Annotated in this window: 16 protein-coding genes and 1 tRNA gene; 10 read left to right on the top strand and 7 right to left on the bottom strand. The window is 70.4% G+C overall.

Annotated elements, in window-relative coordinates; translation table 11 throughout:
* Window positions 1-178: 178 nt before the first annotated feature.
* Together ACPW96_RS19780 and ACPW96_RS19775 are read left to right on the top strand one after the other, a co-directional pair.
* Window positions 179-3,880, top strand: a complete 3,702-nt coding sequence (locus ACPW96_RS19780) for a hypothetical protein (RefSeq protein ID WP_425885155.1) — start codon at window positions 179-181, stop codon at window positions 3,878-3,880.
* On the top strand, window positions 3,867-4,067 hold the full coding sequence (locus ACPW96_RS19775; RefSeq protein ID WP_425885154.1) for a hypothetical protein: 201 nt from the start codon (window positions 3,867-3,869) through the stop codon (window positions 4,065-4,067). The genes ACPW96_RS19780 and ACPW96_RS19775 overlap by 14 nt, the downstream gene beginning before the upstream one ends.
* Window positions 4,068-4,257: 190 nt before the next feature.
* On the opposite strand, the gene mscL is transcribed toward ACPW96_RS19775, so the two are convergent.
* From mscL to ACPW96_RS19760, 3 genes are read right to left on the bottom strand one after another with little or no spacing between them, the layout of a single operon-like run.
* Window positions 4,258-4,674, bottom strand: coding sequence for a large conductance mechanosensitive channel protein MscL (gene mscL, locus ACPW96_RS19770; RefSeq protein WP_425820985.1), 417 nt, complete (start codon window positions 4,672-4,674; stop codon window positions 4,258-4,260).
* A 34-nt stretch (window positions 4,675-4,708) separates the two neighbouring features.
* Complete coding sequence (locus ACPW96_RS19765; protein WP_425885152.1) at window positions 4,709-5,047, bottom strand: FmdB family zinc ribbon protein; 339 nt, start codon at window positions 5,045-5,047, stop codon at window positions 4,709-4,711.
* A 21-nt stretch (window positions 5,048-5,068) separates the two neighbouring features.
* Complete coding sequence (locus ACPW96_RS19760) at window positions 5,069-5,665, bottom strand: 5-formyltetrahydrofolate cyclo-ligase (RefSeq protein ID WP_425820987.1); 597 nt, start codon at window positions 5,663-5,665, stop codon at window positions 5,069-5,071.
* Window positions 5,666-5,737: 72 nt separating this feature from the next.
* On the opposite strand from ACPW96_RS19760, the gene galU reads away from it, so the two are divergent.
* From galU to ACPW96_RS19735, 5 genes are all read left to right on the top strand, one after another.
* Window positions 5,738-6,628, top strand: a complete 891-nt coding sequence (gene galU / locus ACPW96_RS19755) for a UTP--glucose-1-phosphate uridylyltransferase GalU (RefSeq protein ID WP_425820988.1) — start codon at window positions 5,738-5,740, stop codon at window positions 6,626-6,628.
* 22 nt (window positions 6,629-6,650) lie between these two features.
* Window positions 6,651-7,280 carry a GNAT family N-acetyltransferase gene (locus ACPW96_RS19750; RefSeq protein ID WP_425820989.1) on the top strand — a complete coding sequence of 210 codons (630 nt, stop codon included), beginning with the start codon at window positions 6,651-6,653 and terminating at the stop codon, window positions 7,278-7,280.
* Between the two features lie 66 nt (window positions 7,281-7,346).
* Window positions 7,347-8,204, top strand: a complete 858-nt coding sequence (locus ACPW96_RS19745) for a hypothetical protein (protein ID WP_425885151.1) — start codon at window positions 7,347-7,349, stop codon at window positions 8,202-8,204.
* A gap of 74 nt (window positions 8,205-8,278) precedes the next feature.
* Window positions 8,279-8,351: transfer RNA gene (locus ACPW96_RS19740), tRNA-Ala, on the top strand.
* A gap of 477 nt (window positions 8,352-8,828) precedes the next feature.
* Complete coding sequence (locus tag ACPW96_RS19735; protein WP_425885150.1) at window positions 8,829-10,109, top strand: GDSL-type esterase/lipase family protein; 1,281 nt, start codon at window positions 8,829-8,831, stop codon at window positions 10,107-10,109.
* 7 nt (window positions 10,110-10,116) lie between these two features.
* Here ACPW96_RS19735 and ACPW96_RS19730 read toward each other — a convergent pair whose 3' ends face one another.
* Window positions 10,117-11,313 (bottom strand): polysaccharide pyruvyl transferase family protein, encoded by a 1,197-nt coding sequence (locus ACPW96_RS19730; RefSeq protein WP_425885148.1) that lies wholly within the window; start codon window positions 11,311-11,313, stop codon window positions 10,117-10,119.
* A 117-nt stretch (window positions 11,314-11,430) separates the two neighbouring features.
* Here ACPW96_RS19730 and ACPW96_RS19725 point away from each other — a divergent pair, with 117 nt between their 5' ends.
* Both ACPW96_RS19725 and ACPW96_RS19720 read left to right on the top strand, forming a co-directional pair.
* Window positions 11,431-13,575, top strand: a complete 2,145-nt coding sequence (locus ACPW96_RS19725) for a glycosyltransferase (RefSeq protein ID WP_425885146.1) — start codon at window positions 11,431-11,433, stop codon at window positions 13,573-13,575.
* Window positions 13,572-14,882 carry a glycosyltransferase gene (locus ACPW96_RS19720; RefSeq protein ID WP_425885145.1) on the top strand — a complete coding sequence of 437 codons (1,311 nt, stop codon included), beginning with the start codon at window positions 13,572-13,574 and terminating at the stop codon, window positions 14,880-14,882. The genes ACPW96_RS19725 and ACPW96_RS19720 overlap by 4 nt, the downstream gene beginning before the upstream one ends.
* Here ACPW96_RS19720 and ACPW96_RS19715 read toward each other — a convergent pair.
* A complete protein-coding gene (locus ACPW96_RS19715) occupies window positions 14,843-15,514 on the bottom strand; it encodes a hypothetical protein (protein ID WP_425885143.1) in 672 nt (223 codons plus the stop codon). The genes ACPW96_RS19720 and ACPW96_RS19715 overlap by 40 nt on opposite strands.
* 515 nt (window positions 15,515-16,029) lie before the next feature.
* Here ACPW96_RS19715 and ACPW96_RS19710 point away from each other — a divergent pair.
* Entirely contained in the window at window positions 16,030-18,060 is a 2,031-nt protein-coding gene (locus ACPW96_RS19710; protein ID WP_425885142.1) for a glycosyl hydrolase family 28-related protein, read from the top strand.
* 75 nt (window positions 18,061-18,135) lie between these two features.
* Here ACPW96_RS19710 and ACPW96_RS19705 read toward each other — a convergent pair whose 3' ends face one another.
* Together ACPW96_RS19705 and ACPW96_RS19700 are read right to left on the bottom strand one after the other, a co-directional pair.
* The gene (locus ACPW96_RS19705) at window positions 18,136-18,606 is read right to left on the bottom strand and encodes a DUF427 domain-containing protein (protein WP_425820996.1); all 471 of its coding nucleotides are present in this window, start codon (window positions 18,604-18,606) and stop codon (window positions 18,136-18,138) included.
* A complete protein-coding gene (locus tag ACPW96_RS19700; RefSeq protein WP_425820997.1) occupies window positions 18,603-18,980 on the bottom strand; it encodes a VOC family protein in 378 nt (125 codons plus the stop codon). The genes ACPW96_RS19705 and ACPW96_RS19700 overlap by 4 nt, the downstream gene beginning before the upstream one ends.
* Window positions 18,981-19,042: the final 62 nt, after the last annotated feature.

The following is a 19,042-nucleotide window of genomic DNA, read 5'->3' as shown; positions in this document are numbered from 1 at the left end:
TGGGGAGACTCCCTGGGCGGAAGGGGCTGGGGAGGAACCGCTGATCGCGACGGCGTGTCCCCCGGTGTGCACCGTCCGGCGGTCACGGTGCCAATCGAGCGAAACTCGGTCCACCTGCGTGCGTGCGGTGCGGACCGCGCATAGTGTGGCGTGTGTGTGGCGAGCCGAAGGAAACGCCGTGGTGGGGGAAGAAGACGACCGGCCCGCCGCATCCGTGAACCCCGGGGAGCTGGGGCTGTCGGAGGTGGGAGTCAGCGTCATGCACATCGCCGAGCCCGACCGCGAACGGCTGCGGGCCGAGGCTCGCGGTCTCGGAGGACCCTCGCCGCTGTTGCAGTACGTTGACGCCCCCGAGACGGGCATCGACATCACGAAGGCGCATCCCGGCAGCCTTCCGCCGTTCATTACGGGCAAGTCGACTCTGCTGTCGAACCTGTTCCGTGACGAGGTGGCCCTCCGAAATGCCCGACTTGCCGCCGAGCGCATCACCGCCAAACACGTGGAGCTGCGCACCGTCCGGGGCATCGATGCCGTGAACCTCGCGGTCGGCCTCGCCTCGTGGCGGGTCGGCGGCATCGCCTACGCGGCGCCCGTGCTGCTTCGGCCGCTCGCCATCCGTCGCCACCACTCCGACTTCGAGCTGAAGCTGCACGGCCGGTTCCAGGTGAACCCCGAGCTGGTCCGGGCGGTGCGCTCGGCCTTCGGGATCGAGCTCGACGGCGACGCGCTCGCCGCCCTCGCGTACGACGGCGGGGTCTTCAAGCCACAGCCCGTGATCGACCGGCTGCGCGCCGCCACGGCCGCCATCGAGACGTTCACCGTCCTCCCGCGCCTCGTGGTCTCGACCTTCGCGGACATCGGCGGGGCCATGGGACGCGACGCGACGGATCTCGACCACCCGATGCTGAACGCGCTCGCGGGGCACGCCGATGACCGCGAGGCCCTGACGGTACGCCGCCCGGACCCGCAGATCACCAGCGCGGATGACCGGGCTCCTGCATCCGACACACTGCTTCTGGATGCCGACGCCGAGCAGGAAGCCGTGCTTGCGCGCATCACCGCGGGGCATTCGCTCGCGGTGCACACGCTGCCCGGAACCGGCGGCACCCAGACCATCATCAACGCGGTCGGCGCGCTCGTGCAGGGCGGCAAGCGGGTGCTCGTCGTCAGCGCCCGCCGGTCGAGCCTCGAGGGCGTTCGTCATCGCCTCGCGGGCATCGGCCTCGGCGGGCTGGCCGTCTCGCCGTCCAGCCTGCAGCGCGACCTCATCCGCGCGATCGTCCGCAACGAGAAGGCGACGCAGCCCAAGGTCGCCGACGTCGATGACGCCCTCGTGCGCCTGCGCACCGTACTTCGCGACTACCGCCGGGCGCTGACCGCGCGGCATCCGTCCCTCGGCGTCTCCGCACTCGACGCGACCCGCGCCCTGACGACGCTCGCCGCCCGCGAACCCGCACCGTCGACCACCGCGCGCTTCGACCTGCCCGCTCTCGAGCGTCTCTCGCAGCACCGCGGCGAAGCGGCCGCCAAGCTCGTGCAGGCGGCGCGGCTCGGCGAGTTCCGCTTCGGTCCCAACGATTCGCCGTGGTACGGCGTCTCGTTCGCCAGCACCGAGCAGGCCCGTGCGATGCACGCGCTCGCGGGGCGCCTGCACCGGGTCGACGTGCCGGCGCTGCTCGAGCGCGGCTACGCGCTGATCGCACAGACCCGGATGCGTCCGTTCGCCACGATCGATGAGCTCGGAGAGTACCTGCGACTGCTGCAGGGCATCCGCGACTCGCTCGATCGCTTCAGTCCGACCGTCTTCGAGCGGCCGCTCGGCGAATTGATCCAGGCGCTCGGCGCGCGCCGCGACGCTCCGGGGATGAGCGGCACGAACCGGCGGCGGCTGCGCCGGCTCGCGAAGGAGTACGTGCGGCCTGGAGTGCACGTGCCCGACATGCACGAGGCGCTCGTGCGCATCCAGCAGCAGCGCACATCGTGGCAGCGTTTCGTCGACGCAGGGGTGACCCCGGAGGTCCCCCTGGGGCTTGCCGATGTGCAGGTCGCGTGGCAGCGGGTCGAGGCAGACCTCGGTGAACTCGATCGCCCACTCGGGCGGGAGCGCGCCGGGCGGTTCGGGAGCCTGCCGGTCGGGCAGCTCGTGCGAACGCTCGCGGGACTCGCCGCCGAGTCCAAGGTGTTCGACAACCTCGTGGAGCGCGCCACCCTGCGCGGCGAGCTGTCGCGGCTCGGCGTCGAGCCCCTGCTCGCCGAGCTGTCCGTGCGTCACGTGCCCGAGAACCTGGTCGCCGGCGAGCTCGAGTTCGCGTGGTGGCAGTCCGTGCTCGAGCACCTGCTGCAGAACGACCGGGCGCTGCTCGGCGCGAACACCTCGGTGGTCGACCGTCTGGAGCGCGACTTCCGGCTCGTCGACGAGGCCCACGCTGCGGCATCCGGGCCCCTCCTCGCGTGGCAGCTCGCCACCCAGTGGCGGATCGCGATCGTCGACCAGCCGGCCGAGGCCGCTGCGCTCAAGCGCGCCCTCGTGCATCCGAGCCCGGCATCGCCCCGCGACATCGCCCGTGCCGCGCCGACCCTTCTCCGCACGCTCGTGCCCGTCTGGCTGTCGTCGCCGTACGACGTGCCGCTCGTGCCGGATGACCAGCCCTTCGACGTCGTGCTGATCGCCGACGCGGCCGCGCTCAACCTCGCCGAGGCCACGCCTGCCATCCGCCGAGCACGCCAGGTCGTCGTGTTCGGCGATCCGGTCACGCAGAAGCCGACGCCCTTCGCGACCGCCACCGGTCGTGCGGCCGACGAGAACGCCGACGTGCCGTTCGACGACGTCTCGGTGTTCGAGCGCCTGGCGGAACTGCTGCCGGTCACCACCCTCACCCGCAGCTACCGGGCCGGCGGCGAGGACCTCGCGGAGCTCGTGAACGACGCGTTCTACGGCGGTGAGATCGTCTCCCTGCCCTGGGCCGGTTCGTATCTCGGCCGTGGCAGCCTCGCCGTCGACTACGTCGAGGGCGGCAGCGGGGCCCCCGATCCCGTTACCGGGGCCGTCGAGAGCCCGGATGCCGAGGTGGCCAGGGTGGTCACGCTCGTCGTCGAGCATGCCGTGCACCGATCCACCGAATCGCTCATGGTGGTCACTGCCAGCGCCAAGCACGCGGAGCGGGTTCGCGCGGCCGTCGGCACGGCCTTCGCGGGCCGGGCGGATGTCGCGGACTTCGTGTCGCGCGATTCGGCGGAGCCGTTCGCCGTGCTGAGCCTCGAGGAGTCGGTGGCCGAGAGCCGCGACCGCGTGATCTTCTCGCTGGGGTTCGGTCTCACCAAGCACGGACGCGTCCTGAGCGACTTCGGCGACCTCTCGACCCCCGACGGCGAACGCCTGCTGACGGTCGGGATGACGCGGGCCCGCCGCTCGATGGTGATCGTGTCGTCGATCAGGCCGTCGGCCTTCGACGACGGGCGCCTCGAGTACGGGGCGGCGACGTTGATGAACATCCTCTCCGGGGTCGCGGCGCGCGCCCGGGAGGCGCGACTCGAGGACCTCGCCGACCCGCTGACCCGTGCGCTCGCGCGCGAGCTTCGCCGCCTCGGCGTGCTCGTGGACGTCGACTACCGCGGGCTCCTCCCGTTGGTCGCCCAGCACGGCGGCAAGGCGGTGGTGGTGGAGAGCGACCCCGAGTCGCGGCCGGAGTCGCTGCGCGAGACGCTGCGCCTTCGCCCCCATGTGCTGCGCCGGCTGGGCTGGCACTACGTGCGTGTGCACGCGTTCGACCTCTACAGCAACCCGGCCGCGGTCGCCGCCCGCATCGCGGGGCTGCTCGGCGTGGAGCCGGAGGCCCCGACCGTCGACACGGACACGCAGCCGATCGATGTCGCCGAGTGACGAGCACGGTGCCCGCCAGCACGTCGAGCGCGTGCGCGGTGCCCGGCGGGCGAAGCTGACCCCCGCCCCCGGTACCGCGGCGGAGCCGGTGCCCGCCGACGAGCAGCACGAGGCGGATGAGGGGAACCGGAAGGATTCCGGCCCGAACGACGCGCAGCTGCGGCTCGACGTCCCGCCGCACTATTAGCGGCTCTCCTACTGCCCGAAGCGTCACATCTCGCCCTTGCGCGGAGCCGTGGCTGATGGGCACCTCCTGCGACGAGTGCACGGGCTGCCGCCGAGCGCACAGCTTCGTCGCGTTGCCAGGCCGTGCGTTGGGCGGGAAGCCGTGCACCCGGCAGCATGCATGCGATGCGCGAGCGAGCGGGCGTGTGCCGCTACGCGCGCGGCGTGTCCTTGGCGAGCAGGTCGCGGATCTGGATGAGGAGCTCCTGCTCGTTCGGCAGGGAGGATGCCTCTTCCTCGGCGATGCCCGCCCGCGCGGCGGCGCGTTCCTTCGCCCTGTTCATCGGCACGACGAAGACGAAGTACACGACGACGGCGACGGCCAGGAAGTTGATGACGGCGCTGATGATCAATCCGATGTTGAAGTCCGTCACACCGCCTCGGATGTTGGGGATTCCCCAGACGATCTCGCCTAGGCTGTCGGCCTGGAAGATGAGCGCGATCAGCGGGTTGATGAGCCCTGCGACGATGGCGTTCACGATGCCGGTGAACGCGGCGCCGATGACCACCGCGACCGCGAGGTCGATGACGTTGCCGCGGAGGATGAACTCCTTGAATCCCTGGATCACGTGCTGCTCCTCGCTCATCGCCGGCGTGCGCCGGTCACTTTCCGGTCGGTGGGGGCGAGGCCTTGGCCTCGGATTTCGATGATGCCGAAGAAGAGCCGGAGTCGCCACCGGACGAGCCGGTTGACGAGCCGGAGGATGATCCGGACGCGGACGTCGATGACGATGAGCCGGCGGCATCCCCGGCCTTCGTCGCGGCGGCCCGCGAGTCGGTGCGGTAGAAGCCCGAGCCGTTGAAGGTCACGCCGATCGACCCGTACTCCTTGCGCAGCGGCCCACCGCACTCGGGGCACTCCGTCAGGGTCGGCTCGCTGAAGGACTGGACGGCGTCGAAGCGGTGTCCGCACGACTTGCAGGCATAGGCGTAGGTGGGCATGGGTCCTGTATCCGTCGAGGGTCAGCGCCGCGTGGGCGCGAGGGTGATCGTCTGCGTGGGGGTGACGACGCCGGTCACCGGCTGGTCGTGCACGTCGCGCGGCACGCGGTCAAGCATCTCCGAGTCGAAGATGACCGCGTAGACCGGCGGGCAGCGCTCCATCGATCCGATGGTCTTGTCGAAGTACCCGCGGCCCCAGCCGAGGCGCATTCCGGAGCGATCGATGGCGGCCGCCGGGATGATCATGAGGTCGACGTCGTTGACGGCGATCGGCCCGAGCAGTTCGCCCACCGGCTCCGGAAGCCCGAACAGCCCCTCGGCGATGTCGCCGCCCGGCGTCGCCACCGACCAGTCGAGCAGGCCGTCGGCACGGGTGATGGGCAGCAGAACGCGGATGCCGCGGCGAACCGCCGCCTCGACGAATTCGCGTGTTCCCGGCTCCGTCGTGGTCGAGAGGAAGCATGAGACGGAACGAGCGCCACGCGCGTCGACAAGGGCGTCGAGCTGGGCGCGCACACCCGCGGCGGCGGCATCCCGCTGCGCGTCGGAGAGCAGCTGGCGTCGCTCACGAAGCTCGGCGCGGAGGGCGCGCTTCTCGTGATCGACGTCATGCGGCATGTTCCCGATTCTAGGCGGCGCCGTCGTCGCCTCCGACATATCCCGTTCACACGCCGCCGTTAGAGTGATTCCATGTCCAAGAAGTCAATGAAAGCCGTCATCCCCGCCGCAGGTCTCGGTACGCGGTTCCTTCCTGCCACAAAGGCCATGCCGAAGGAAATGCTTCCTGTCGTCGACAAGCCGGCCATCCAGTACGTCGTCGAAGAGGCCTCGCAGGCCGGCATCCGCGACATCCTGATCATCATCGGACGCAACAAGAACAACCTCGCCAACCACTTCGACTCCGTCCCGGAGCTCGAGGAGAAGCTCAAGGACAAGGGCGACCACGATCGCCTTCAGCGGGTGCTCGAATCGAGTGACCTCGCCGACATCCACTTCGTCCGACAGGGCGAGCCGAAGGGTCTCGGGCACGCTGTCCTCCGTGCCCGAGCGCACGTCGGCGACGCGTCGTTCGCCGTGCTGCTCGGCGACGACCTGATCGACGAGCGCGACCCGCTGTTGACCACCATGATCGACGAGCACGACGCCCGCCATGCGAGCGTCATCGCCTTGATGGAGGTCGACCCCGACCAGATCCACCTCTACGGGGCCGCCGCCGTCGAACCAACCGACAACCCCGACGTCGTCAAGGTGACGGGTTTGGTCGAGAAGCCTTCCAAGGAGGACGCCCCCTCCAATCTGGCGGTGATCGGCCGGTACGTCCTGACCCCGCAGGTCTTCGACATCCTGGAGCGCACGGAGCCGGGCAAGGGCGGCGAGATCCAGCTGACCGACGCGTTGCAGGAACTCGCCACCACCGAGGGCGAAGGCGGCGGCGTGTACGGCGTCGTTTTCCGGGGTCGGCGGTACGACACCGGCGATAGGGTGGACTACATCAAGGCCATCGTGCAGCTCGCGGCCGACCGCGAGGACCTCGGACCCGAGCTGCGACCCTGGTTCAAGGAGTTCGCGGCAACGCTGTAGCCGCCCGTTCGAGGGAGGTCGCATGGATCTCTCTGTGCCGCGCCGCCACGGGGACATCTCGATACGTCTCGTGCGGCCCCGCGACGCCCGGGTGCTGCAGAACGAGCTTCTCAGCAACCGCTCGTGGCTGCGACCCTGGGAGGCGACGAGCCCCGACGGGCCGGTGTCGTTCGACATGAAGACCGGCATCCGCCGCCTGCTGCAGCAGTATCGCGACGGCAACGGCGTGCCCTTCGTCATGGAGGAGCGCGACGAGGTCGCCGGCCAGCTGAACGTCTGGGGCATCGCACGCGGATCGCTCGCGTCGGCGACCATCGGCTATTGGGTGAGCGAGCGCTTCGCGGGTCGCGGTATCACCCCGACGGCGGTCGCCCTGGCCACCGACGTGTGCTTCACCGAGCTGCACCTGCACCGCATGGAGATCTGCATCCGGCCCGAGAACAAGGCCAGCCTGCGCGTGGTCGAGAAGCTCGGATTCCGCTACGAGGGGCTGCGCCGGCGCTACATCCACATCAACGGTGACTGGCGCGACCACTACGCGTTCGCACTCGTGCGCGAAGAGGTTCCGGAGGGCGTACTCCAGCGGTGGGTGCAGGGGCGGGCTCCACAGGATGCCGCCACCGTGCCGCCGGCCGACCACCTGCACGCCTGAGCCGCGTCGGGGCGACACGCGCCGGAGAGATCGGCAACGGGCCCGAGGCCGCTTACCGTGGAGCACATGGGTGGGCCGGTTATGGGCGGGGGAGTGATCGTGCTCGTCGCCGCGCTCCTCTGGTTGGTGTATCTGCTGCCCTCGTGGCATGGGCGGCACCAGTACAACGCCGCCGAGCGCAATGCCGTTCGTCTCAATCAGGCCCTGCGCGTGCTCGCCGAGACGAGCGAGACGCCGGACGAGGTGCGGCTCGAGCTGAACGCCCGCACCGCGTTGGCGCAGCAGCGACTGGCGCGGCGAACGCGGGCGGAGCTGGAGAGCGCCGAACTCGAGGAGGCCCGCCGCGCGCTCGCCGCGGCGCGCGCCATGCCGGCCGCGCGGATGGCACGGGCTCGACGCCGTGCCCGGCTGCTCACCACCCTGATCGGGTTCTCCGCCGTCGCCCTTGCCGTGTGGGGTGGCTGGCTCGTCGTGTCCACCGGGAGCCAGGTCGTGCTCTGGTCGGGTGTCGCGCTCTCAGGGGTCTGCGGGCTGCTGCTGCATCGGATGTCGCGTGTCGGCGCCAGGGCCGTGGCCAGCGTCGAGACAGCCGCACCCGTGCCCGAGGCCGAGGTTCAGGACGTCGAACTGGCCGGCGCCGTCGCATGGACCCCACGCCCACTTCCACGCCCGCTGTCCTCGTCTGCGGGATCGCGCGCGGCCGCCGTGCTCGACGCCGCCGAGGCGCTGCGTGTCGCGGCGCGCGAGGAGGCGCTACGTGCGCACGCCGCCGAGCGGCAGCCCCCGTCGATCGCCGTCGCGCGTCGCGTGCACGAGCAGGCGGCGGCATCCGCCCTTTCGCCTTCCGGGGGTCCGCGGAACGTCGATGATGCGGAGATCGAGGCGCACGTGCGCCAGCTGCTGGCGCGTCGCGCGGCAGGCTGATCTCCCCGACCGTTCCTCCGCTCTGCGGTGCGCAGGTCCGCCACGTGGGCCGTGATAACCTATCGGAGGTTCACGGGCCTGTGGCGCAGTTGGTAGCGCGCTTCGTTCGCAATGAAGAGGTCAGGGGTTCGAATCCCCTCAGGTCCACCGTGTGATGTCTCGCGACATGGGAGTCATCTGAGTCGCGACATCGCGTCATATCAGGAAGAGCCCGGCCATCGGCCGGGCTCTTGGTGTCGGTCGCCGCAGTAGCCGCGTTCGGGCTCGATCTCGTGGGTTCGGGGCGCCCCCGTCGCTTCGGGGCCCACATCTCCGCCGCGAAGAGCGTACGGCGCCCCACACCCGCCCAAGGTGGTGGAGGTCGACGGACTACGCCGGGCTTCGCGTCGAACGGCAAGGGAGCGGTGTCCCCCACATGGGGGACGCTTCACCGATCTTGGTCCCCCAAAAGGGGGACGAACCCCGCGATCCGCCCAAAATAAAGGGAAAATTGCCCGTCTGGATGAGAGGAAAACGACGGATTCGGTGCCGCCCGGCTGATACGTTCCATCTAAAGCGCTCGGTCGGATCTCGGGTGCAACGAAGCGCAGCGTCGCGTTCCTCCCCCCAGTAGATCGGACGCACATGCCGCGCAGTCATCCCTCTCTTCGTCATGCCCTCGGCGTTGTCCTGGCCGCCGCCTTGCTGATACCCGCCGGGCTCGCGATCCCCTCTCCGGCGGTCGCCGCAACGCTCGCTGAGCCGCCCGAGGTGATGGTGGCGCTCGGGGATTCGATCAGCCGGGCTGGCGCTGCCGATGGGACGAGCGGCGACAACCTGCCCAACAGCTGGTCTACGGGAACTGCGGTTGACGTCATGTCGCATCGTGCGCGCATCGCCGATCTCTTCGGCGCCGCCCCGACGGCACACAACCTGGCTCGAGGCGGCACTGAGACTTCGGATCTACCTCGCCAGGCATCGAACGCGGTGTCCGAGTCGGCTGACTACGTGACGATGCTCTCCGGCGGCAACAACATATGTCACGCCTCGAGCGTGACGGAGCTCCCCGCCGCGAGCTCGGTGGGCGCCGACTACGCTGCGGCGCTCAAGATCATCAATACCGGGCTTCCGAACGCAGAGGTCCTCGTTTCCTCCATCCCCAGCATGATGAGCCTCTACCTGGCCGGGCGGGATTCCTGGATGGCACGAGTCGTATGGGCTGCCGTAGGCGTGTGCCCGGTGATGCTCGCGGATCCGCTTGATCTGTCCGGGACCGCCCACGGTCGCCGTGCCACGGTCGAGTCACGGGTTGATGCCCTGAACCTCGCCATAGAGGAGGCATGCGCGGCCGCTCTGAACTGCACATACGACGACGGCGCGGTGAACGACATGACGGTGATCTTCTCCGATCTGTCGACTCGGGACTACTTTCACCCGTCGGTGGCGGGACAGGCCAAGATCGCGGCCCAGACATGGGGGAAAGTGATCGAGAAAGGCACGTTCAACTCCGCACCGACGGCACTGCCGGGCGCACCGATGACCACGGTCGTGGATGAGACGTCTTCCCGGATCGAGTGGACGGGGTCATGGGCGACGAGCGCTCACCCGAGCGACAACGGCGGCTCGGTGCGATACCCGCGGATTGCCGACTCCGGATACTCGTTGCGGTTCAACGGAACCCGGATCAGCATCGAGGCGCGAAGGACACCCTCGTCCGGCATCAGCGAAGTCCGGATCGACGGGGTGCTGGTCGGCCGGATCGACGGCTACTCGGCCTCTCGCGAATACCGCCAGCTCGTCTTCGTCAGCAGGGGGCTTCTCGCGGGCCCCCACACCGTCACGGTGTCGGCCACGTCGGAGAAGAACCCGGATTCGACGGGCCGCAACTCCATCGTCGACGCTCTGATCGTGGAGTCCTCGTCGTGACCGTGGACTACGCGACGCCCGCGGAAGAGAGCCGGTCTGCGACCAGATCCCACCACGACGACGCATCCCGCCGATGGAGGGGTCGTCGCTCGGAGGCCACCGCCTGGATGTGAGGGCGCCGGGCGCGAAGGGATCCCACCAGGGAGAGCCCTTCTCGCTCGGCCCTGGTGATGGGGACGACCGTCCCCTGACCCCAGTGTTCGAGTGCGCCGCGCTGCTTCACCGCCGTGTACTCGTCGGTCACCAATCCGAGCACCGGTACGCCCGCCGGGGCCGCGAAGACGGCCGGGTGATAACGGCCGGTGATGAGGAGACCGGCCCCGCGGGCGAGGGCGGCCGCGCCGCCAGAGCCACCCGTCGGGATGACGAGCGAGGGCGTGCGCATCTCCGCGCGGACCTCGTCGTGCAGCACCTCGTCGCCGCGCCGGATGCCGCCGTGCTCCGGTCCGAAGTGCGCGTGGAAGAGGACGCGTCCACCTTCGGCGTCGGCCGCGGCATCCACCAGCCGGGCGATCGCCCGCACCGTCTCCGCCCGTGGTGCATCGCCGAGCGACAGTGAGAGGCTGACGAGCACACCGCCCGTTGCGCCCGCCGGCGGCGACGGGGCGTCCCACGCAAGGAAACTGGCGTCGTCGACGCCGACCCGCGCTTCGACGCCCAGCTCAGCCGCCAGCGCACGCGATGCGCTCTCCCGCACCCCCACGAGCGCGGCCGAACGCAGCATCCCGCCGACCAGTTCGCGATCCCGGCCCTCGAGGCGCGGACCGAACGTCTGGCCGGTGATCACGAAGGCTCGCCCGAGCCGCTCGGCGATGCCGGCGAGGGCCGCGCGCTCGTAGACGTGCAGGGGCCAGGTCGATGCGAGGTTGCCGCCGCCGGCGACGACCACTCCGTCCGCCGAGGCGACGGCGCTGATCACGGCCGCGGCGGGGTCGCCGGCCGCCAGGGGCGCGCCGCCCTCGGCCGCCGCGAGGACCGCGGCAAGGCGTGCTTCGGAGGCGCTCCGATCCAGGCCGGTGAATCCGATGCGGGCGATCGAGCGGATGCCGTACCGCGCCGCCGTCTCGTGCGGGGCGGAGGAGAGCGCCACGATGTCCGCCCCCCGGGCGGTCAACTCGTCTCTGAGCGCCTCGAACATGGCCTCGTCGCCGATGTGCATCATGTCATCGACGACCCCCACATCACCGATCGCCACCAGTCTCATGAAGCTCCTTCCGTGCGCCGAGAACCCGACCCACGCTAGACCACCCGCGGGTTCACTCCGGAGCGTTACCATTCGAACTGCGGCCGTCCCTCGTCACGGCCGGTGAGGGGATCAACGATGGGTGTGCAGACGGCCCTCGACGCGGTGCGCGAAGCGCCCGGAATCATCGACGCGATGCGCCTCGCGGATGATCTGGCCTTCGAGGCCGGCCGCAATCCCGGCGTCCGCACGCTGCGCGTGCTCGCCTCGGCGCTGAACGGCGATGACGAGGTGACCGCGATCGCGGCCGTGCACGCCCTGGCCGGGATCTTCGACGAGCAGGCCGGCCGCATGCTGACCGGCCTGCTCTCCGATCGCCGGGGAACCATCCGGGAGCACGCCGCGTGGGCACTCAGTGCCGGCCTGCCCCGCTTCGACGCCATGGGCCGTCTCATCGGCCAGGTCGCCGCGGGCGGGTTCACCGGGATGCTCGCCCAGCGCACCCTCGAGCAGTGGTCATCGGCGGTGGCGGAGAGCCTGACCGTCGGCCTGGAGACCGCCCTGCTCGGGGTGAGGGAGCCCGCGGCCCGGGCTCGGCTGGTCGAGACCCTCGGGCTCGTGCGCCCCTCGATCGCCACACGGCTGCTGGTCGGGATCGCCGCGGACGCCCGCGAGCACGAGGACGTGCGGATCGCCGCGGTGGCGGCGCTCGGACAGCGAAGCGGCGACGAAGGCATAGGCGCTCCCCTCGAGGAGCTCGTCGGCGGGGAGGGGCGGCTGGCCGATGTCGCACGGCTCGCGCTGATCGACCTCGAGGCCCTGCCCGCCCGGCGCACCGCCAGGGACCGGGGCTTGACGATCGCGCAGCTCTTCCTGCATGCCGACATCGATCCGGCCCTCTCATCGGCCGGCGCAGGTGACAACGGGGGCATCGCCACGCTGCTCGTCCGTCTCGGAAACGCCCTGGTGGCCGATCCAGAGACCGGTGTATCGCGGGTCATCACGCTGTCGCGCGGGCCCGTGCCGCAGGCGGCGGTCGACCTTCTCGAGCTCGGCTCGCTGAACGAGGGACACGTCTACGGGCGGGTGCCGCTGCGGGCCGACCCGGTGCCGTCGGCGGCCGCGTGGCCGCTCCGCGTGACGGCGCGGCGCGGCATCCGGCGCATCCTGCGGGCGGCCGGGCAGGTCGATCTGCTCCATCTGCGAATGGCGGATGTCGGCAGCCTCGCCGCCGCAGACGTCGCGCGAGAGCTCGGCATCCCCGTCGTCTTCACGGTCGCGCCCGACCCGCACGCCGTCATCCAGTCCCTCGATCGCGCCGGCTCTCTCACACGCGAGGACTTCGGCGAGGTGGATCTGCGTGAGCACTTCTGGTTCCGCACGAGGCTCGTGCAGAGCCTCGCGTCCAACGCCGCCCACACGGTGCTCTTTCCCCGGCCGGAGCTCCAGCGTGACATGAACCAGCTCGTCGGCATCGACATCACCTCCCACCCTGAGAGGCACACGATCGTCGCCGAGGGTGTGGATCTCGAGGTGATCGATCGCGCCGTGAGCGAGCGCAGCGCAGGATCGGGCGACAGCGGCGCGATGGATGACCTTCGCGTCGCGCTCTCCGGGCTGCCCGAGGATCGCCGGCACCTGCCCTTCGTCGTCAGCGTCGGTCGCCTGCACCGCGTGAAGGGCATGGCGACGCTCGTCGACGTCTGGGCGAGAAGCGGACTGCGCGAGCGGACGAACCTGCTCATCATCGGCGGCGACCTCGAGCGGCCGTCTCTGGACGAGCGGGAGCAGCTGGAGCGCATCGACGCGGTGATTCCGGAGGCCGGCCGCGCGGAGGCGGGGCTCATCCTCGCCGGACACCGGCCCAACGACATCGCCTCACGGTGGCTCGCCGCCGTCCGCCTGGGCGTGCCGGGCGTTCTCGCGCCGCGGGGCGTCTACGTCTGCGCCAGCCTCAAGGAGGAGTTCGGCATCGCGCTGCTGGAGGCTATGGCCACCGGTCTCATGGTCGTCGCGCCCGACGGCGGAGGACCCGCGACCTACATCAAGGACGGTGTGACCGGCGTGCTGACCCAGACCTGGGATCCGGTGCGGCTCGAAGCGGCGATCGAGCGCGCCCTCGACGTGGCTGCTCTGGATGACGATGGGCGTGTGAATGCCGCCCACGACATGGTGCGTGATAACTTCACCATCCAATCGATGGCCTCGGCCCTGGGGCCGGTGTATCGCGGCGTCGCCGTCGAGGAGGCTGCGCTTCTGAAGTCCGCCGGAGCGTCGGCGTGACGCTGCTGGTCATCAGCCCTGATTACGCGTCGCACCTCCTTCCCCTGGCCACCCTCGCGACCGCGTGGCGAGACGCGGGGGAGCGGGTCGTCGTCGCCACAGGCCCGGCCACGGATCCGCTCGTGCGCGAGTTCGGCCTCGAGCGGTACGACCTTCCGCTCGGCCGTGGCAGCAATGCCCGCGTCATCCGGGCCGACGACCAGCCCGACGAGGAGGCCGACTCGCTGCGCGGGTTCTTCGACGCCACGCGCCGGGGAATGGTGCCCACCCTGAGCTATCAGGCGCGCGAGCGGTTGACCGACCTGATGTGGCAGCCCGTGGATGCCGGGCGCCGGACTCTCGCGGCCGTCGAGGCGGTGCGCCCCGATGCGGTCATCATCGATCACCTGGCCTTCAGCGCGCGGCTCGCGCTGCAGACGGCGGGCATTCCGTTCGGCGACGTCGTGCTGGGGCATCCGACCGCCCTTCCGGTCTCGGGGGAGGTCTACGGATACCCGCCGTTCTGGCCGAAGGCGTTTCGGCCGGACGCGGGCGACCTCGGATCGCTGCGTGCGCTCTGCGACGAGGTGTCGGCACGGTTCACGGACGAATGGAACCGCACGGCGCGCGCCCTCGACCCGGGGGCGGCGGAGACCCCCGACGCGTTCGGCGAGCACGGGGAACTCGTGCTCTACAACTACCCCCGCGAACTCGCCGAGGGCGATGGGCGCGCCCTGCCCGCGCACGAGTTCCTCGGATCGACCCGGCGCGTCGAGGCCCTCGACGCCGAGGTCGAAGACTGGATCGCCGGCGCAGGGGATTACGCCTATGTGAGCTTCGGCAGCTTCCTCTCCGTGCGGGGCGACGTGCTGGCGCGCGTTGCGCAGGCGCTGTCTCGGCTGGGGATGCGGGCCGCCATCGCGACCGGATCGACGCCGATCACGGACCTCGGTGGCGTGCCGCAAGGGTGGCTCGTGCGGGACTACCTGCCACAGGTGCGGCTGCTCGGCGGCGCGCGATTGGCGATCACGCACGGGGGCAACAACTCGGTGACGGAGGCCGTGGGGCAGGGCGTGCCCCTGCTCGTGCTTCCCTTCTCGACGGATCAGTTCGCGGGCGCCGCGGCGATCGAGCGGACGGGGACAGGTCTCGCCCTCGACCCGAACGCGGCGTCGGTGGAGGAGCTGGCGGAGGCGATCCGTCACATCGGGGAGCTGGAAGCCGCCGAGCGGGCGCTCCTCGACGCGCTCGCCCGCGAGCAGCGGCGCCGCCCGGGGCCGGCGATCGCCTACGAGGTGCTGACCGCGGGGCGCTCCGCGACGAGCTGAGCCATCGCGTCGACGTCCCCGGCCGCCGCGCGGTAGCGGTCCATCAGCGCCGCGTTCGCGTCGTACCGGGTGCCGGCCCGCACCTCGGCAACGTGGTGCATCGCGTACACGCGGCCGTCGTGGCGGATGGGCGGCTCGCCCAGCAGCGTCTGGTGCGCGAGATACCACGCGGCATCCTCGAAACCCCAGCCACGGAAGCGCTCGTCCTGCCCGCCGTGCGCCGCCCACGTGCGGGGGGTCGTGACGTACACGCCCGAGCAGGCGCCCCGCACCAGGTCGAACGTGCACTCCTCAGCGGCCGTGCCTGCGCGCAGCTGGGCGGTGCCCTCGGCGCCGAGCCAGCGGTACTCCGTAAAGGGCAGGTGCACCCGGCCGCTGGTCGCGGCGGCCGCCACCGCGGCGCGGAGCGCGGCCGGCTCCGGGAGCGTGTCGGCGTCATTGATCACCACGACCTCGTCGAGCCCGGCCCCGCCGACGCCGAGGTTGCGGCACGCGGCAAGCACGAACACATCGTCGTCGGTGTCGACCGGTCGGAGCGCGAACTCGGGAAGGTGCCGGACGTACCACGAGCGCACGAAGTCGAATGCCGGGATCCGTGAGGGCGCGGGGCGCCATGGCACGACGACGGTCACGGCCGGCACGCTCCCGGCCGGGACACTTTCGGATCGGACGCTGCCGGCACGGGCACTGGTGGAGGGCGATGGTGCAGCGGGGACGTTCGTTGGGGGCACCGGTCCAGCGTACGGACTCGGAGGGGTGCGCCAGCGACGCGAGACACGGAGGACGGGCCCGGGCGTCTGCAGCCTCGGTCTCGGGGCTGGTAGGCGTTCGTATCTTCAGGCGCGGGTTTGGGGCGCCTCAATCCCTTTGGGGCGGAAGTCGTGCGCCCCAGAGCGCACTGGTGCGCCCCGAACCGGAGAGCAGACGGGTTTGGGGCGCGTTGCGTTCTTCGGGGCGCAAATGCCGCGCCCCAAGGCGACTCTAGTGCGCCCCGAATGAGTAAGGCGCCGCGCAAGATCGGCAAGACCGCGCAAAAAGTCGACCGTTTCTCGACAATCGTGGACACGACCTTGTAGAGACGGCGCCCGTCCCCTAGATTCGAGGCACTTCGGCGTCCGGGCGCGACCCCGAGTGAAGCGAGTCGACGATGACACGTCCCCCTTTCCGACCGCACCGGCTTCTGAGCGGCATCGTCGCCGTGACTCTCGCGACGACGACGCTCGTCGCGGTCGCGTCCCCCGCATCCGCCGACCCCGCCCCACCTCCTGCGGTGGTGACCCGTGCGGCGCTCGACCCTGCGCTGGTGGCCGGCCGTGGCGCCGACGTGCCCTTCCTCGAGCAGGAGGCGGAGAACGGCGTGACCGATGGAGCCCTGGTAGCCGCGGATCGCACGGCCTACACGCTCGCCGCCGAGGCGTCCGGGCGGAAAGCGGTGAGTCTCGCGCCGGGGCAGTACGTGGAGTTCACGCTGCCCGAAGCCACGAATGCGATCACCGTGCGGTACAGCATCCCGGATGCCGCCGCCGGCGGCGGCGGCACGGCCCCGCTGCAGATCGGTGTCGGCGGTAAGAAGGTGAAGACGCTCACGCTGACGTCGGCGTACGCGTACCTCTACAACCAGTACCCCTTCACCAACGATCCCGCGGCCGGCCTGCTGCACCCCGACTGGTGGGTCACGGAGTGCGCCTGCGTGCCCGCGTTCACCACTCCCGCTCCGACGTTCGAGACGCCATTTCGGCCGATGAAGTACTTCGACGAGGAACGGCTGCTGCTCGGCAGGACCTACAAGGCCGGCGAAGTGCTTCGCCTCACCGCCCCGGTGGGCACGCCGGCGGCGAGCACGGTGATCGACCTGATCGACACCGAGCTCGTGGGCCGCCCGCACGTGCGCCTCGCCGCCTCCAACGTGCTGCTCTTCGGCGCGGACCCGTCGGGCGGAAAGGACTCGGCGCCGGCGATCGAGAAGGCGATCGCCGCCGCCAAGAAACTCAAGCTCAAGGTGTACATCCCACCGGGCACCTACCGCGTAGATCGTCACATCCTGGTCGACGACGTGACGATCGAGGGAGCCGGCAGCTGGTACACGAAGATCAAGGGCCGCGAGGTCGCCCTGGCGAGCCCGTCGCCCGACGGGTCGGTGCACACCGGCGTCGGGTTCTACGGCAGGGATGCCGCGGCCGGGGGCTCGCGCAACGTGCACCTGTCGGGCTTCGCGATCGAAGGGGACGTGCGTGAGCGCATCGACACGGACCAGGTCAACGGCATCGGCGGAGCGTTCAGCGACTCGAGCTTCTCGAGGCTGCACATCCAGCACACGAAGGTCGGCATCTGGCTCGACGGGCCGATGGAGCGCGTCACCGTCCGCGACAACATCATCGTCGACCAGATCGCCGATGCCGTGAACTTCCATCGCGGCATCACGAACTCGACCGTGTCGAACAACTTCGTGCGCAACACGGGCGACGACGGTCTCGCGATGTGGTCGGAGGGCACCGCCAACGCAGGAAACACGTTCGAACGCAACACCGTGCAGTCTCCGACGCTCGCAAACGGCATCGCCGTCTACGGCGGCACGGACAACACCGTCTCGGGCAATCTGGTCGCCGATCCGGTGCGGGAGGGGAGCGGTCTGCACGCCGGTTCGCGGTTCGGTGCCACCGCCTTCGAGGGAACCCTCGCTTTCACGGACAACACCACGGTGCGGGCCGGAACCTACGAGCTGAACTGGAACATAGGACTCGGCGCGATCTGGATCTTCGCGCTCGACCGCTCGATCGAGGGCGCGATCCGCGTGACCGGCGACCATTACCTCGACAACACCTACAACGCCATCATGATGGTCTCGGACTGGCCCGTGAAGGACGTCGTGAAGATCACGGACGTCGCCTTCGCCGACGTGCGCGTCGACGGCACCGGCACCTCGGTGCTGAGCGCGCGCGTGGCCGGAGGGGCGTCGTTTTTGAACGTGGACGCGCGCAACGTCGGGGCGGTCGGCATCAACAACTGCGGCTCGTTCAACTTCCTGCCGAGCGGTTCGGAGTTCGCGGTCACCGACCTCGGCGGCAACGACGGCGCCGGCACAACCGGCCCGTGGATGGCGGCCTGGGAGCTGCCGAACACCATCACCTGCGACGACCGCCCACCGGTGGTCAGCCCCCCGCCGCCTTCGACGTGGTGAGCGCGAGTCGCGCACGGTGACGGGTGGATGCCTCGGCCGGCCGGCCGGGGCATCCATTCGTCTGCGGCGCGGGCGCTACCAGCCGCGCGTTCCGGGAGCACCCTTGAACGGGCCGGTGACCCAGGACGTGATCCAGCCGCCGTAGAAGTCGCCCTCCTGCGGCGTCACCGGCTCGCCCGCGACCGTGCACGCATCCATCCGTCCGGGATACAGCGCGACGCGGCCGCGCAGGATCTCATAGCCCTTCCACGGGCTCGGGTACGTCCAGCCGGCGGCTTCGGCCGTGCGGCCGCCGGCGGCGACCGACAGGTAGCTCGCCGCCCCCTTGAACTCGCACAGCGAGGCGCCGGCGGCCGGGGCGAGCGCGCCCGGAGGGAAGGCATCCATCGGCAGGTAGTAGACAGGCGGATGCGACGTCTCGAGCACCCGGACGACGTCGGTGGTGTCGATGAGAACCTCCCCGCCGAACATCACGGTGACGCGATCGTCGACGCGCTCGACCCGCGGCGGGCGCGGGTAGTCCCAGACCGACTCGACGGGCCTCATCCCTGCATCACGGCGAGAACGTTGCCGCTCGGGTCGGCGAACCAGGCGATCTCGGGGCCTTGGTCGGGGTTGGCCGGACGGACGACGCCGCGCTCGTCCTGGTGCATGCCGTCGTAGCGCAGCATCTCCACGCCCTTCCCGGCGAGTTCATCGACGGCCGCGTCGAGATCGCCGACCTGGAAGTTCAGCACCGTGTGCTGGGCCGGCACGTGGTTGTCCTTGCCGTAGACGAAGAGCTCGCCGCCGTCGCCGAGATCGAGGGTCAGGAATCCGTTCTCTTCGGTGACGGGCAGGCCGAGCACGTCGGCGTAGAAGGCGCGGGCCGCCTCGATGTCTGAGACGGCCAGACCGGGAAAGATCCGTTGAGTATCCATGCGACCAGATAACCATCGGGTGGGGACAGTGGCAACGGGTGGCGGCCGGTGAGAGCCGTCAC

Origin of the sequence: Micromonospora sp. DT81.3 (assembly GCF_049847225.1) — a bacterium.
Classification (GTDB): Bacteria; Actinomycetota; Actinomycetes; order Actinomycetales; family Microbacteriaceae; genus Microbacterium.
Note: the sequence above shows the minus strand (reverse complement) of the source record. Positions and strands in the feature narration are given on the sequence as shown.

What these genes read in the sequence shown, in the direction of transcription:
- ACPW96_RS19735 (WP_425885150.1), top strand. Translation starts at nt 8,829, where the DNA reads ATGCCGCGCAGTCATCCCTCTCTTCGTCATGCCCTCGGCGTTGTCCTG.
- ACPW96_RS19765 (WP_425885152.1), bottom strand. Translation starts at nt 5,047, where the DNA reads ATGCCCACCTACGCCTATGCCTGCAAGTCGTGCGGACACCGCTTCGAC.
- ACPW96_RS19705 (WP_425820996.1), bottom strand. Translation starts at nt 18,606, where the DNA reads ATGAGGCCCGTCGAGTCGGTCTGGGACTACCCGCGCCCGCCGCGGGTC.
- ACPW96_RS19700 (WP_425820997.1), bottom strand. Translation starts at nt 18,980, where the DNA reads ATGGATACTCAACGGATCTTTCCCGGTCTGGCCGTCTCAGACATCGAG.
- ACPW96_RS19725 (WP_425885146.1), top strand. Translation starts at nt 11,431, where the DNA reads ATGGGTGTGCAGACGGCCCTCGACGCGGTGCGCGAAGCGCCCGGAATC.
- ACPW96_RS19775 (WP_425885154.1), top strand. Translation starts at nt 3,867, where the DNA reads ATGTCGCCGAGTGACGAGCACGGTGCCCGCCAGCACGTCGAGCGCGTG.
- ACPW96_RS19745 (WP_425885151.1), top strand. Translation starts at nt 7,347, where the DNA reads ATGGGTGGGCCGGTTATGGGCGGGGGAGTGATCGTGCTCGTCGCCGCG.
- ACPW96_RS19760 (WP_425820987.1), bottom strand. Translation starts at nt 5,665, where the DNA reads ATGCCGCATGACGTCGATCACGAGAAGCGCGCCCTCCGCGCCGAGCTT.
- ACPW96_RS19710 (WP_425885142.1), top strand. Translation starts at nt 16,030, where the DNA reads ATGACACGTCCCCCTTTCCGACCGCACCGGCTTCTGAGCGGCATCGTC.
- ACPW96_RS19730 (WP_425885148.1), bottom strand. Translation starts at nt 11,313, where the DNA reads ATGAGACTGGTGGCGATCGGTGATGTGGGGGTCGTCGATGACATGATG.
- ACPW96_RS19750 (WP_425820989.1), top strand. Translation starts at nt 6,651, where the DNA reads ATGGATCTCTCTGTGCCGCGCCGCCACGGGGACATCTCGATACGTCTC.
- galU (WP_425820988.1), top strand. Translation starts at nt 5,738, where the DNA reads ATGTCCAAGAAGTCAATGAAAGCCGTCATCCCCGCCGCAGGTCTCGGT.